General features: G+C 70.2%; 11 protein-coding genes. 4 read left to right on the top strand and 7 right to left on the bottom strand.

What is annotated here, in order from left to right; genetic code table 11:
- Positions 1-426 precede the first annotated feature (426 nt).
- The 6 genes from O0S08_RS43020 to O0S08_RS42995 form a co-directional block, all read right to left on the bottom strand.
- Positions 427-1,632, bottom strand: a complete 1,206-nt coding sequence (locus O0S08_RS43020) for a hypothetical protein (protein ID WP_269035341.1) — start codon at positions 1,630-1,632, stop codon at positions 427-429.
- Between the two features lie 195 nt (positions 1,633-1,827).
- Complete coding sequence (locus tag O0S08_RS43015) at positions 1,828-2,619, bottom strand: energy transducer TonB (RefSeq protein WP_269035340.1); 792 nt, start codon at positions 2,617-2,619, stop codon at positions 1,828-1,830.
- Positions 2,620-2,631: 12 nt separating this feature from the next.
- Positions 2,632-3,072 (bottom strand): ExbD/TolR family protein, encoded by a 441-nt coding sequence (locus tag O0S08_RS43010; protein ID WP_269035339.1) that lies wholly within the window; start codon positions 3,070-3,072, stop codon positions 2,632-2,634.
- A gap of 27 nt (positions 3,073-3,099) precedes the next feature.
- Positions 3,100-3,765 carry a MotA/TolQ/ExbB proton channel family protein gene (locus tag O0S08_RS43005; protein WP_269035338.1) on the bottom strand — a complete coding sequence of 222 codons (666 nt, stop codon included), beginning with the start codon at positions 3,763-3,765 and terminating at the stop codon, positions 3,100-3,102.
- 74 nt (positions 3,766-3,839) lie between these two features.
- A complete protein-coding gene (gene truD, locus O0S08_RS43000; protein WP_269035337.1) occupies positions 3,840-5,105 on the bottom strand; it encodes a tRNA pseudouridine(13) synthase TruD in 1,266 nt (421 codons plus the stop codon).
- A complete protein-coding gene (locus tag O0S08_RS42995) occupies positions 5,102-6,028 on the bottom strand; it encodes an outer membrane protein assembly factor BamD (protein WP_269035336.1) in 927 nt (308 codons plus the stop codon). The genes truD and O0S08_RS42995 overlap by 4 nt, the downstream gene beginning before the upstream one ends.
- A gap of 146 nt (positions 6,029-6,174) precedes the next feature.
- Between O0S08_RS42995 and O0S08_RS42990 the strand changes: the two genes are divergently transcribed.
- The 3 genes from O0S08_RS42990 to O0S08_RS42980 all read left to right on the top strand — a co-directional run bounded on the left by O0S08_RS42990 (position 6,175) and on the right by O0S08_RS42980 (position 10,506).
- The gene (locus O0S08_RS42990) at positions 6,175-7,518 is read left to right on the top strand and encodes an APC family permease (protein ID WP_269035335.1); all 1,344 of its coding nucleotides are present in this window, start codon (positions 6,175-6,177) and stop codon (positions 7,516-7,518) included.
- A gap of 10 nt (positions 7,519-7,528) precedes the next feature.
- On the top strand, positions 7,529-8,314 hold the full coding sequence (gene xth / locus O0S08_RS42985) for an exodeoxyribonuclease III (protein ID WP_269035334.1): 786 nt from the start codon (positions 7,529-7,531) through the stop codon (positions 8,312-8,314).
- Between the two features lie 341 nt (positions 8,315-8,655).
- Positions 8,656-10,506 carry an ATP-binding protein gene (locus O0S08_RS42980; protein ID WP_269035333.1) on the top strand — a complete coding sequence of 617 codons (1,851 nt, stop codon included), beginning with the start codon at positions 8,656-8,658 and terminating at the stop codon, positions 10,504-10,506.
- A 45-nt stretch (positions 10,507-10,551) separates the two neighbouring features.
- On the opposite strand, the gene O0S08_RS42975 is transcribed toward O0S08_RS42980, so the two are convergent.
- Entirely contained in the window at positions 10,552-12,603 is a 2,052-nt protein-coding gene (locus O0S08_RS42975; protein ID WP_269035332.1) for a PrkA family serine protein kinase, read from the bottom strand.
- A 167-nt stretch (positions 12,604-12,770) separates the two neighbouring features.
- On the opposite strand from O0S08_RS42975, the gene O0S08_RS42970 reads away from it, so the two are divergent.
- Positions 12,771-13,883 (top strand): DUF444 family protein, encoded by a 1,113-nt coding sequence (locus tag O0S08_RS42970; RefSeq protein ID WP_269035331.1) that lies wholly within the window; start codon positions 12,771-12,773, stop codon positions 13,881-13,883.

Raw genomic sequence — 13,883 nt, 5'->3', positions numbered from 1 at the left:
CGACGCGGCCCGGACGGCGCTCCCCGCGGGGCCCCACGGCTCATGGCTCGACCTCGACCTCGAGCCGCCACCGGAGGGCGCGGAGGCGGCTGTCCCTGAGGACATGAGAAAGTAGCCGGTCGCGCACGAGAGGGCGCTCGCGCACACTTACGCGGTCGACAGGTCGAGGCGCCCGGCTCGACCTGGAGCTGACCACCGGTCGAAGGCGGATGTCCTTGAGGACATGAGACAGGTCGAGGCAAGGTCGGCCCCGCCAACCGTTCACCGGTCGATGCGGAGGCGATTGCCTCGACCTCGACTCGCAGCGGTCGATGTCGAGGCGGCTGTCCGCGAGGACATGAAGCAGGTCGTCGTTCGGCGGCCTCGAGCTCGACTCACGTCCGGCGAGGCAGTGGTGGCATCAGGCAGGACGGCGGCCGGCGGGCGTCAGGGCTCGACCTCGACCTCGAGCCACCACCAGTCGACGCCGAGGCGGCTGTCCCTCAGGACATAGAACAGGGTCGCGCGGCCGTCGGGCGGGAGCTCGTCCGCGTCCTGCTCGCCCTTGCGCATGGTCCACTGATTAAAGGCCTCGCGGTCGTCGCTGCCGCCGGAGAGCAGGCGGCCCCAGGTGCGGTACCAGGAGCCGTCGATGCGCTCGGTCTGCAGCTCCGAGCCCATGCCGCCGACGCCGTTGTTGATCGGCACGGGGTAGGTCTGGAGGTCGTGGGCCGGGGTCTCGGTGTCGATCTCGATCGTCTGCCCGCGCTTCACCTGGATCACCGCCCCGCGCGGCAGCTCGCCGAGCTCGGTCTCCTCCTCGGCCTCGGGGTCGAGGATCGTGACGCGGAAGCTGGTGATCCGCGGGTTGCGGTCGCCGTCCGGGATGTCCTCGGGGTCAGGTACCTCGCCGAGCTCCGGCGGCAGCTCGAAGCCGAACATGCCGGCGAACGACAGCAGCTTCTCGATCGGGCCGACCGAGACGCGCGCGACGGCGTAGATGCACTCGTTCGGCAGGTCGGCGGCCTTGCTCAGCATGGCCTCGGCGCACTCGCGGGTGCTCGGCGAGCCCGGCCCCTGGCTGATCATCGTCAGCTCGAGGTCGCCGCCGAGCAGCAGGTTGGCGGCGAACGGGGCGACGAAGTCGATGCGGCCGTCGTCGCTGCCGTCGTCGGGCAGGCGGCACGGGCTCGGGTACTCCGGCAGCCCCGGCGCGTTCGGGTCGAGGTCGGCGAAGCTCGGGACGGGGCACTCCTCGAGCGTGTCGAGGTCGATCGGGACGGCGGCGCGCAGGCAGGCGAACAGGCCCTGGCCGGGGCCGAGCTGACAGGCGATCCACATCGGGTCGAAGTCGGGGCCGGCGATGTCGAGGATGCCGGTCGGCTCGACCATGAACGGGGTGACGCGCACCTTCTCGAACGGCAGGGCCTCGCAGCGAGTGCCGGCGTCGGCCGGCTCGTCGCCGGGGAACAGGGGGGTGATGACGTCGCTGCGCAGGGCGAGGATCCGCGGGCTAGCGATCCGCTGGCTCACCGGCAGGTCGGGGGCGCAGGCGACTCCGAGACATGTCCCGAGAGACAGGAGACCGGCGAGCCACGCGCGGCGGGCCGAATCGGACGGACCGAGGTCGTGGAGACGGAGCGCGCGCGGCACGGCGGGCGGACGATAGCGCCGATCGCCGGCGGGGAGCAAACGCGCGCCCGCACGCGCGCGGGGCCGGGCAGCCTCACTTCGCGATGGAGCGTGGGCGCGACGGCGCGGCCGTCGAGCGCGATGGCGGGGCGGAAGCGCCGACTCGTCTGCCCGAGGCAGCGACCGATCGTGGCCGACGCTGCGGACAGCGGGTCGTCAGTCGCCGAGCTGGAACTCGTACTCGTAGCGCAGTTCGAAGTCGGCGGGCTGGCCGTTGGTGGCGATGGCGGGCCGGAACTTGGCCTTGCGCAGGGCCTTGGCCGCGACCTTGCCGCAGCCGTGGCCGATGTCCTTGGCGATCTTGACGTCCTTGACCGTGCCGTCGCGACGGACCTGGACGGTGAGGATGACGACGCCCTCGATGCCGAGCTCCTGGACGGCGGGGCAGTCCTCTCGCGGCACGTTGAGGACGGCCGGGAGCTCGCGGATGTAGAGCTCGCCGCGCGGCTCCCAGGTCGGGCCGCCGTCGCCGGTGCCGCCGGGGGTGCCCTTGGGGCTGCCGCCCTTGCCCTTGGACTCGGGGCTGCCGGTGCCGCCGGGCGTGCCGCCCGGGGCGCCGACGCCGATCTTCACGCCGCTGTTGCCGGAGGAGGTGGTCTGGCTGGCGTCCATGCGCAGCGGCGGCGGGGCCTCGTCGGGCTCGGGCTCCGGCGTCTCGGCCTTGGCCTTGGGCTTGGCCTTGGGCGGCGGTTCGTTCTTGCGGACCTCGGGCACCGGCTGCGGCTCGGGCGGGGTCTCCTGCGGCTTCTCGGGCTCCGGTTCGGGCTCGGGCTCGGGCTCCGGTTCGGGCTCGGGGATCTCGAACTCCACGAGGTCGATCTGCGGCTCCTCGGGCTTCGGCGGCTCGATCGAGAGGTACGACAGCAGCACCGCGAGCACGGCGTGGAGCCCGAGCGAGCCGAACGCCCCGGTGCCCGATCTCGAGAGGAAGCTGCCGCCGAGGCGCATCGCAGGTCTCGCTCAGCTCGGGGCGGGGGTGGCCTTGGGCTTCTCCGTGGCGATGGCGTACTTCTTCACGCCGGCGTCCCGCAGCAGGTCGACGAGGTGGATCATCGACTTGACCTGGGCCTCCTCGTCGCACTGGATGATGCCCTGGAGGTCGCGGCCCTCGGCGAGCTTGCGGGTGATCGCTTCCTTGATCGCGGCGTCGGAGTCGACCGGCTTGTGGTCGACCTCGAGCTTGCCGTCCTTCGCGCAGGTCAGCAGGATGTGGTGCTGCTTGGGCTCGAGCTTCTGGCCGGTCTGCGCGTCGGGCTTGTCGATCGCCAGCGCCTCGGACTCCTGGATCTTCGTGGTCGTGACCATGAAGATGATCAGCAGCACGAGCATGACGTCGACCAGCGGCGTGACGTTGATGCTGTTGATGCCCTCTTCGTCGTCGGAATTGGTGTCGGCGGCCACGGCGTGGATCCCCCTGCGAAGGCCGGCTCAGTGGGCGCGCGGGGCGTCCGAACCCGAAGCCTGGTTGCCCGACAGCGACAGCACCATGTTGGTGAGCGCGTCGGCCTCGCCGAGCAGCGCCTTGACGCGGCGCTGGAAGAAGTTGAAGGCGATGACGGCCGGGATGGCGACGATGAGGCCGACGGCGGTGGCGACGAGGGCCTCGTAGATGCCGGCCATGACGGCGTTCGAGTACTCGGCGCTGCCCATGACGCCGGAGCGCTCGATGGCGCGGAAGGTCTCGATGATGCCGAGCACCGTGCCGAGGAGGCCGATGAACGGCGAGTTCGAGCCGACGGTGCCGAGGAAGTTGAGGTTGCGCTCGAGCCGGAGCTTCTCGCCGGGGCGCAGCGCGGCCATGATCGCGGCCATCGAGCCGGCGCCGCGGTGGCTGGTCTCGAGCATCTGCGAGGCGATCCGGGCGCCCGGGCTGGTGGCGGAGCGCAGGATCTCCTGGGCCTTGGCGACGTCGCGGTCGGCCAGCGCGGCGTGGAGCGCCCGGACCAGCGCCGAGTCGCGCCCCTGGACGCCCGAGTAGAAGATCAGGCGCTCGATCATCACGGCCACGCTCACGACGGACAGCCCGACGAGGATCCAGAGGATCCACTCCGAACCGACCGCCGAGAGCTCGAGGAATTTTTCCGAGAGCTTCATTGGTGGGCCCGCGAACCGTAGCCCAGCCGGCGCGAAACGGCCAGTGTTCGCCGGCGACGCGGGCGCACGGCTGCTCAGACAGGGCGCTGAAGCTCGCGCAGGAGCGCCGTCGCGTAGCTGCCGGAGGGCAGCTCGAAGCTGAGGGAGACCCCGGGGCCGAAGTCGTCGCGCGCAGCTTCCACGTCGACCGCGAGCGGCGCGATCTGCAGCGGCCGCCGCGTCCCTTCGAGGGTGTGACCTAAGCCTTGCAGGGTCGTCAGGTCGATCTCCGCGCGCGCCAGGATCTCCGCCTCCAGCGCCCCGGAGGGGGTGTCCGGACCCGGTGCTCGCATCTTGCTGCCGAACATCGGCCCGGTGATGACCAGTTCTCCGGCATCGAGCCGGGCCTTGTCCGTGGCCGGGTCCGTGCACTCGAACAGGCCGCCCGTGGCCGTCTTCTTCAAGATGTCGCCGCGCAGCACCTCGCGCATGAGGCCGCGGGCGCGGCGCTCGAGCAGGTAGAGGTTGAACAGCGCCGACTGCCCGGCGCTCAGCAAGAAGTCGGCCCGGCCGCGCCGCCGCGCGCGTGCCAGAGCTGCCAGGCCTCGCGCCAAATTGTCACTGCCGAACCGCTGCTCGCCGTAGAGATTGTCGAGGCCGCCGAGCGCGCGCAGGCGCTCGACCTTGGCGCGGCAGCGGGTCACGGCCTCGTCGACGGCGACGACCGGGTCGCGCACGACGATGGTGAAGCGATTGCCGCGCAGGTGGCCGCGCCGGAGCTTGTTGCCGTGCGGGTGAGCTGTCCCGAGGGATATGTCCGAATGGACAAATTGCCCGAGGCGCGCGGCCGCGGCGGCGGGCAGGGAGATCCACTGCTCGGTGACCGCGTCCTTGTCCTTGAGGCCGGCGAGGCCGACCTCGGGGCGCGGGACGCCGAGCTGGCGCGCGACCTCGGCGACCGCGTCCTCGCTGCCGACGCCGCGCTTGGTCAGCACGAGCAGGACGTGCGCGCCGGGTCGGCCGTCGGGGTCGTAGGCGGGGACCTCGCGGACGCGAAAGTCCTCCGGGCGCACGCGGATGGCGCCGCCCACGCCGGGCAGGTCGGCGGTCTGGAGCGGGGGCTCGCGCAGGCGCTCGAGGTCGGCCGCGGACAGGCCGCGGCGAGCCCGGCCGGCGTCGCTCGCGCCCGCGGCGGCTTCGCCGTTCCTGTTCGTTCGGACAGGTTGCGGGCGGCTGTCCTCGGGGACATTTGAGCTGTCCTCGGGGACAGGTGACTCGTCGGCGGGCGAGCTGTCGGCGAGGACAGGCTCGTCGGCCTGGCTGTCCGCGGGGACAGGTGCGTCGTCGGTCTCGCGGCTCACAGCGAACCCGTGGGGCCCTCGAGCGCCGCCTTCGGCTTGCCGGGCTTGCTCTCTTCGTCGACCTGCTTGGGCCGCGGCGGGGCGATCGGGCGCGGCGGGCTGCGGTCGGGGCGCTTGCGGCTGGCGTCGGCCGGGCCGTAGGTGTCCTGGATGTACTTGAGGTAGAGGCGGGCCTGGCGGCCGTGGTGGTGCTTCGGGTGCTGCGCCTGCAGCTCGGCGAAGGTCGTCCGCGACAGCTCGATCTCGTCCATCTTCAGGTACGTCAGCGCCAGCAGGAACAGCACCTCGGCGTCGAGGCCGATGCCGGAGTACTCCTTGTGGGCCGTCTCGAGCCGGCCGATCGCGGCCTCGGGGCGGTCGCGGTCGAGGTAGAACTTGGCGACGTAGAGCTCGTGCTCGAGCAGGCGGCGGCGGACCTCGTCCTGCAGCTTGACCGCCAGCGGGTTCAGCGAGCTGTTGGGGTAGTGCTTGAAGAAGTGGGCCAGCTCGTTCAGCGCGTCCTGCAGCTGGTCCTGGTCGCGCTGGTAGTGCGGGGGCATCAGGAAGAAGCCCTCGGGCGCGTTCATGTAGGCCGAGACCGCCGCCATGTACGCGCACCAACCGTTGAGCACGTGCTTGTGCGTCGGGTGCAGCTTGTAGAACTGCTTGAACTGGTCCTGCGCGGTCGTGTAGTTGCCCTGGGCGAACTCTGCCCGGGCGATCAGCAGCTCGGCCTCGACGGCGTAGCGGCTGAACGGGAACCGGATCCGCACGAAGTCGGCGTACTGGATCGCCTCTTCGTAGTCCTTGTCGGTGAACTCACCGATCGCCAGCTCGTAGTTCTCGCGCGCGGTCTGGCCGTAGTCCGTGCTGAGATTGGGACCCGTCTTGCAGGCCGCAAGGCTGAGCCCCACCGCCAGCGCCGCGCTGCACAGCCGCCGCATGCCGAGCCGCGAAGCTAGCCGCGGCCCGGCCCGCTGTCAAAGGCCAAAGTTCTCCGCGCTCCAGGTGTCTGCGGGCGGCTCGCGCGGCGGCTCCGGTTTCTTGCGTCCGGCCGCCCGGACCCCGATCATCGGTTAGGCTGCCCCGGATGGAGACGCGACACCTCGGCCGCTGGGCGGCGCAAGCGCTGGTCGCGGGCTCGATGCTCGGCATCGGCATCTTCATCGCCCCGCCGGTGGTCGCCACCCACGTGCAGAGCCCCTTGTGGTTCCTGCTGCTGTGGCTGGCCGGCGGACTGGCGGCGCTGTGCGGGGCGCTGTGCGTGGCGGAGCTCGGGGCCATGATGCCGCGGGCCGGCGGCGAGTACCCGTACTTGCGCGCGGCCTACGGGCCGGGCATTGCCTTCGCGACAGGTTGGTTGCAGCTGCTGGCGACCTTCCCGGGGTCGCTCGCGACCATGGCCGTCGGGACAGCCGCGTTCCAGCTGCCGGTGCTGCTCGGGCCGAGCTTCGCCGCGCCGGTCGACCTCGGGGTGATGACGGTCGAGGGCCCGACGTTCTGGGCGGTCGCGCTGGTGGTCGCGCTCACGGGGCTCAATCACATCGGCATCGTGCTCTCCGGGCGCGTGCAGCTGGTGCTGACGGTGGTGCCGCTGGCGGTGCTGCTGGCGGTGAGTCTGTTCGTGGTCGGCGACATCGGCACCGTCGAGGTCTCGGCCGAGGCGTTCCGGGTCGGCCTGGACCCGGGGCCGACGGCCTACGCGATCGCCCAGGCATACCTGTCGATCTACTTCGCTTATTCCGGGTGGAACGCGGCGATCTACATCGGCGGGGAGATCGCCGACCCGGGCCGCAACCTGCCGCGGGCGGTGGTCGGCGGCACCCTCATGGTCGCGATCCTCTACTTCGTGCTGTGCGCCGGCTACCTCTCGGTGTTCGAGATGCACGCGCTGGCCGGCGTCGGCGAGGCCGGCACCGCGGCCGCGGGCGCGCTGTTCGGCCACGCCGGGGTGATCGTCGTGACGCTGATGATCCTGCTGGCGATGCTCGGCTCGATCAACGGCACCGTCATGACCGGCTCGCGGATCGCCTACGCGATGGCCGAGCAGGGCCACTGCCTCCCCGCCGCCGGCCGCCTGTCCGCCCGCTTCGGCACCCCGGTGGTCGCGCTGTGGCTGCAGGCGGCGCTGGCGACCGCGCTGATCCTCAGCCACCGGTTCGAGCAGCTGATGGAGTACGCGGCCGCGGCGATGCTCATCTCGGGCTCGCTCGCGGTCGCCAGCGTGGTCGCCCTGCGGCGCAAGGATCCAGAGCATCCGCGGCCGTACCGCGTCGCCTTCTATCCGTGGGCGCCGCTCGTCTACGTCGGCTCGAGCGTGTTCGTGCTGGTCGCGCTGGCGGCCAAGGGCGACCTCTCGGTGCTGATGGCGGCGGGGTGGTTCGGGCTAGCGCTGCTGTTCCACGCCCTCGTCGTCGCGCCGCGGCTGCGCTAAGGTTCGCGCCATGAACCGGCCCTTCACGCTGCTGACGTGGAACGTCAACGGGATCCGCGCGCGCCTCGACGACGTGCTCAGCTTCCTCGCCGAGAAGAGCCCCGACGTCGCCTGCCTGCAGGAGACCAAGTGCGAGGACAAGGTGTTCCCCCGCGTGCCGTTCGCGGAGCTCGGCTACACCGTCCACATCCACGGGGCCAAGGGCTACGCCGGCGTGGCCACGCTGTCGAAGGTCAAGCCGACCCAGGTGATCACCGGCTTCCGCGGCGGCGACGCCGACTCGCACTGCCGGATCTTGAACACCGAGATCGACGGCCTCCGCCTCTACAACCTCTACGTCCCCAACGGCACCGCGCTCGGCACCGAGGCCTTCACGTACAAGCTCGCCTGGCTGGCCCGCCTCAAGGCCGAGCTCGCCGAGCACTACTCGCCCGACGCGCCGGTGATCCTGTGCGGCGACTTCAACATCGCCCCCGACGAGCGCGACGTCGTCGACCCGCGCGCGCTCGAGGGCTGCACCCACTTCTCGCCGCAGGAGCACGCGGCCCTGCGCGAGCTGCTGGCGTTCGGCCTGCAGGACTGCTTCCGCAAGCACGACGACCGCCCCGGCCAGTTCACCTGGTGGGACTACCGCCGCGGCGACTTCGACCGCAACCGGGGCATGCGCATCGACCACGTCTACGCCAGCGCCCCGCTGTACGCCCGCTGCGAGTCGGTGGTCCACGACAAGACCCCGCGCGGCTGGGACGCGCCGTCGGACCACATCCCGGTGATCGCCACCTTCCGGGGGCCGTGATGCTCGACGGCGGACCGGCCGCCCGGTGAGCTCGGGGTCGTGACGCCGCGGGTATTTCGATGCTGTCTCTCGGGACAGGTTGTGAGCGCGGTCGCAGCCCGCGGTCGAGAGCTCCGCGGGCCCCGCCGCCCGCGTCGCCCGAGCCGCTGCGAGTGAGGACGACGCGGTGAGGACGACCGCTCGAGGGGCTCGCCGACGAGCCCGGCCCGGCGGCCGACGGTGCGCGTGAGTTCGCCGCGGTCTCGACTGCGGCGCCCGCTGAGCCGGCACGGCGGGCGCCGGCGCGGCCTCCCGGCCAGCCATGCTGGGGTCGCACGCGGTACTCTAGTCGCTGCGCTTCCATGACCGGTACCGACGCCACCGCCCTGGAGATGCTCGGCGCGCGCGACTTGCTGGAGGCGCTGCCGCACGCCACCTACGTCTGCGACGCGCACGGGCGGATCGTCGCGTACAACGCCGACGCCGCGGCGTTGCTGCGGCTGTCGTCCGACGGGTTGCCGCCGTACTGTCCGGCGGACGAGCTCGTCACGCTGTCCGGCGCGCCGCTGGGCCGCGAGGAGACGGCGGTGGCGGTCGCGCTGCGGACGCGGGCGCGGACCCCGGCGCACAGCTACGCGCTCGTGTGGCGCGACGGGCGGCGGCTCCGGGTGCGCGAGAGCGCCCGACCGGTGCTCGCGGTCGACGGCCGCCTGCTCGGTGCGGTGTGCGTGGTCGAGAACCTGCGCGAGACGGCGGTCTACGAGGCCGCGAAGGCCGGCGGGCTGGCCCAGCTGGTCGGCATGTTCGTCAGCGACATGCACGGCGAGCTGGTCGAGGTCACCGACGAGTACCTGCGGATCCTCGGCTACACGCGCGACGAGCTCGAGCAGGGGGCGTTCCGCTGGGACCGCTGCACCGCGCCCGAGCACCTGATGCGCGACCACCAGGGCATCGAGGAGGCGCTGCGCACCGGCAAGTGCCGCCCGTACGAGAAGGACTACGTGCGCAAGGACGGCAGCCGCGTGCCGGTGCTGATCGGCTACGCGCTGGTGCGGCCGAAGCTCAACCAGTTCATCGGCTACGTGGTCGACCTCAGCACGCGCCTGCGCGAGTACACGGCTCTGAACGAGACTATGCGCGCGGCGGAGACGGGGATCTGGGACTGGGACGCGCGCACCGGGCAGGTCATCTGGTCCGACACGACCAAGACCTTGCTCGGCATGTCGCCCGACTACCAGCCGCACGACGTCCACGACTTCCTCAAGCTGCTCCACGTCGACGACCGCGACCGCGTCAGCAAGGCCCTCGACCACGCGCTCGTCACCCGCACCGTGTTCCGCTCCGACTTCCGCCTGCGCGACCCGGAGTTCCGCGACCGCTGGCTGTTCTCGCAGGGCGGCGTGTTCTGCGACTACGCCGGCGAGGCGGTCCGCATGTCCGGCACGCTCGTCGACATCTCGGCGCGCAAGCAGGCCGAGCAGGTCCTGCGCGACGCCATCGCCGTGCGCGACGAGTTCCTCTCGGTCGCCAGCCACGAGCTCCGCACCCCGATCACCTCGATCCTCATGCGCGCCGAGTCGCTGCTGCGCAAGCTGCCGGCGCCGAACCCCGACCCGACCGCCAAGGAGCCGCTCGTCGCGGCGCTGCAGCTCATCATCCGCCAGGCGCGGAAGATCGACTCGCTGGTCGGCGACATGCTCGACGCCACCCGCCTGTCGCACAAGAAGCTGTTCCTCGAGCCGCAGGACGCCGACGTCGTCGAGCTGCTCACGACCTACTTCTCGCAGCTGTGCGAGCACGACGCCCGCGCGCGCACGGGACTGCACCTCGAGCTGCCGGCGCGGGTCGAGCCGCCGATCGTGGCGGCGTGGGACCGGCGGCGGATCGAGCAAGTGCTCGACAACCTGGTCAGCAACGCGTTCAAGTACGGGGCGAACCAGCCGGTGACGGTCCGGCTCACCGTGCCGCGCCCGGGGGCGGTCTGCATCGAGGTCGAGGACCACGGCATCGGCATCGCCCCGGAGGCCCGCGACAAGCTGTTCCAGCCGTTCGAGCGGGCCCACCGCGTCGGCTCGTTCAGCGGCCTCGGGCTCGGGCTCTACATCGCCCGCGAGATCGTCCACGCCCACCACGGGTCGATCACCCTCGTCTCCGAGCTCGGCGTCGGCACGATCTTCCGCGTCGACCTGCCCCTCGTGCCCGCGACGTCGTAGCGGGGGCGCGAAGGCTCCCGCTACTTCAGTCCGGACCGCGCCGGCTTACTTCATCTCGCCGCGGGCGAAGATCGAGGCGACGTAGGTGAGCACGTCGGACGCCGAGATCTCGTCGTAGCCGTAGTTGCGGATGAGCCGCTGCTTGACCACGTCGATCTTCTCCTGCGCCTCGCGGTCGACCACCTGCGAGACCAGGCTGGTCAGCTTGATGCTGTCCTTCTGGTCCTCGAACAGCTTGAGCTCGAGCGCCTTGTAGAGCCGCTCGTTGGTGCGGTAGTCGAACTGCTTGCCCTCGATGGCGAGCGCGCCGATGTAGTTCATGATCTCGCGGCGGAAGTCGTCCTTGCGCGACTCGGGGATGTCGATCTTGGTCTCGATCGACCGCATCAGCCGCTCGTCGGGCTCCTCGTCCTGGCCGGTGTACGGGTTCTTGACCTTCTCGCGCTGGGTGTACGCCTTGACGTTGTCGATGTAGTTGCCGCAAAGGCGCGCGATGGCGTCGGCGTCGGCGCTGATGGCCCGCTGGACCTCGTTCTTGACGATGTCCTCGTACTCTTGTTTGACCACCGCGAGCAGCTCGGTGTAGCGCTTGCGCTGGTCGTCGTTGTTGATGAGGCTGTGGCTGCGCAGGCCGCCCTCGAGCTCGTTGAGGACCATGAACGGGTTGATGCTCATCTGCCCGCGCTCGGACACCAGGCAGTTGGCGATCTTGTCCTGGATGTAGCGCGGAGAGATGCCCTCCATGCCCTCGCGCACGGCCTCCTTGCGCAGCTCCTTGACCGAGTCCTGGGTGAACCCGGGCAGGGTCTTGCCGTCGAACAGCTTCAGCTTCTGCAGCAGCGACAGCTGGTGCTTCTTCGGGTCCTCGAGGCGGGTGAGGATGGCCCACATCGCCGCCATCTCGAGCGTGTGCGGGGCGATGAAGCGGCCGCGGACCTTCTTCGGGTTGTAGTCCTTGGCGTAGATCTTGATCTCTTCGCTGAGCTTCGTGATGTACGGGACGTCGATCTTCACCGTACGGTCGCGCAGCGCCTCCATGAACTTGTTCTCGAGCAGGCGGTTGTACTCGGCCTCGTTGGTGTGGCCGATGATGACCTCGTCGATGTCGGTCTGCGCGAACTTCTTCGGCTTGATCTTCTGCTCCTGCGTGGCGCCGAGCAGGTCGTAGAGGAAGGCGACGTCGAGCTTGAGGATCTCGACGAACTCGATGACGCCGCGGTTGGCGACGTTGAACTCGCCGTCGAAGTTGAAGGCGCGCGGGTCGGTGTCGCTGCCGTACTCGGCGATCCGGCGGTAGTTGATGTCGCCGGTCAGCTCGGTCGAGTCCTGGTTCTTCTCGTCCTTCGGCTGGAAGGTGCCGATGCCGATGCGGTCCTCCTCGGACAGCAGCAGCCGCTTGACCCGCACGTGGCGCACTGCCTTCGACCAGTCGCCCTTGTAGTGCAGCATCAGCTCGCGGAAGATGAAGCGGCACGCCGGGTTCAGGTTGCCGCGGATGTACGGGCGGAAGCCGTCGCTCTCGAGGCCCAGCGACGTGATCGCCTGCTCGCGGACGTCGGCGGGGATCAGCTTCAGCGGCTCCTCGTTCATCGGCGACGAGAAGCTCTCCTGACCGGCCGTCAGGTAGCGCAGGCCCTCCGGCAGCGTCCATTCGTAGGTGTAGAGCGCGCCCTCGGGCGTGCGGCTGTACTCCTCGAGGCCCTTCTTCAGCAGGCGCGCGATCGTGCTCTTCGACGAGCCGACCGGGCCGTGAAGAAGGATGATGCGCCGCTCGGTCCCGTAGCGCAGCGCCGCCGCCTTGAGCACGCTGACCAGCCGCATCAGCGGGATGTCGAGGCCGAAGATCGCGTCGCGCCCCTCGTGCACCTCGTCCTGGAAGAACCGGTAGCGGGTGATCTTCTTCTTGCTGTCGACGTACTCCTCGGTGCCGTGCGACAGGACCATGTCGTACAGGCGCTCGTAGGCGGTCCGGGCGACCCGCGGGTTGCGCCGCACGAGCTCGAGGTACTCCTCGAAGGTGCCGCTCCAGTGCAGGTCTTCGTAGCGCTTTTGGTCCTGAAGGGCGGCGACGCGGTCGACGAGCGAGACGGATGACATCGTACCCGAGATGGTACACGAGGGTCGCGGAAGCGGCCACCGCGGAAGCGACGCGCCCGCGAGCACGTCGGCGCGCACCGCGGCCAAAGTCGCGTTTGTGCCGCTGGACGCGCGAGCCCTCGCAACCGCCTCGCATCTGCCGCGCACCTCGCATACTCTGGTTGTCCATGATTTCGCGCATCGAGCAGGACCACAGCCGCTTCCGAGAGATCATTCGCGGCAAAATTCGGCAGAACTTGCGCAAATACATCTCGCGCGGCGATATGGTCGCTCCGAAGGGTCAAGGCACGGTCGCGATCCCGATGCCGCAGATCAACATCCCGCGGTTCGTCCACGGCGACAACAGCGGCCAGGGCGTCGGCCAGGGCGACGGCGAGCCCGGCGACCCGGTCGGCGGCACCGGCAAGGACGGCCAGGGCGGAGCCGGCAAGGCCGGCGAGCAGGAGGGCGGCAAGGCGCTCGAGGTCGAGGTCACCCTCGAAGAGCTCGCTCAGATCATGGGGGAAGAGCTCGGCCTGCCCAACATCCAGCCCAAGGGGACTCACTCGCTCGAGACCCGCAAGGACCGCTACGTCGGCCTGCGCAACACCGGCCCCGAGAGCCTGCGCAACTTCAAGGCGACCTACAAGCGCGCGCTCCGCCGCCAGGTGGCGATGGGCTCGTACGACCCGGCGCGCCCCGTGATCGTCCCGATCCGCGAGGACCGCCGCTACCGCTCGTGGCGCACCGACCCGCGGCCGCAGACCAACGCGGTGATCATCTACATGATGGACGTGTCCGGCTCGATGGGCGACGAGCAGAAGGAGATCGTCCGCATCGAGTCGTTCTGGATCGACACCTGGCTGCGCAGCCAGTACAAGGGCCTCGAGTCGCGCTACATCATCCACGACGCGACCGCGCGGGTGGTCGAGCGCGAGGTCTTCTTCCGCACCCGCGAGTCGGGCGGGACGATGATCAGCTCGGCCTACAAGCTGTGCGCCGAGCTCATCGACGCCGAGTTCAGCCCCGAGCAGTGGAACATCTACGCGTTCCACTTCAGCGACGGCGACAACTGGTCGGTCGACGACACCGCCACGTGCATCCAGCTGGTCAAGCACCAGCTGCTGCCCAAGTGCAACCAGTTCGGCTACGGCCAGGTCGAGTCGCCCTACGGCTCGGGCCAGTTCATCAAGGACCTGCGGTCCGCGTTCGCCAAGAACATCGCCCTCGTGACCTCCGAGATCAAGAGCAAGGACGACATCATGGACTCGATCCGCGAATTCCTGAAGGGGGGCCGCTAG

The organism is Nannocystis punicea (genome assembly GCF_026965555.1).
GTDB lineage: Bacteria > Myxococcota_A > Polyangia > Nannocystales > Nannocystaceae > Nannocystis > Nannocystis punicea.
This window is presented reverse-complemented; position numbering and strand designations above follow the sequence as displayed.

Excerpts from the sequence above, each read along its gene's own strand:
- xth (WP_269035334.1), top strand. The coding sequence starts at position 7,529 with ATGAACCGGCCCTTCACGCTGCTGACGTGGAACGTCAACGGGATCCGC.
- O0S08_RS42980 (WP_269035333.1), top strand. The coding sequence starts at position 8,656 with ATGACCGGTACCGACGCCACCGCCCTGGAGATGCTCGGCGCGCGCGAC.
- O0S08_RS42975 (WP_269035332.1), bottom strand. The coding sequence starts at position 12,603 with ATGTCATCCGTCTCGCTCGTCGACCGCGTCGCCGCCCTTCAGGACCAA.
- O0S08_RS43005 (WP_269035338.1), bottom strand. The coding sequence starts at position 3,765 with ATGAAGCTCTCGGAAAAATTCCTCGAGCTCTCGGCGGTCGGTTCGGAG.
- O0S08_RS43015 (WP_269035340.1), bottom strand. The coding sequence starts at position 2,619 with ATGCGCCTCGGCGGCAGCTTCCTCTCGAGATCGGGCACCGGGGCGTTC.
- O0S08_RS42990 (WP_269035335.1), top strand. The coding sequence starts at position 6,175 with ATGGAGACGCGACACCTCGGCCGCTGGGCGGCGCAAGCGCTGGTCGCG.
- O0S08_RS42970 (WP_269035331.1), top strand. The coding sequence starts at position 12,771 with ATGATTTCGCGCATCGAGCAGGACCACAGCCGCTTCCGAGAGATCATT.
- O0S08_RS42995 (WP_269035336.1), bottom strand. The coding sequence starts at position 6,028 with ATGCGGCGGCTGTGCAGCGCGGCGCTGGCGGTGGGGCTCAGCCTTGCG.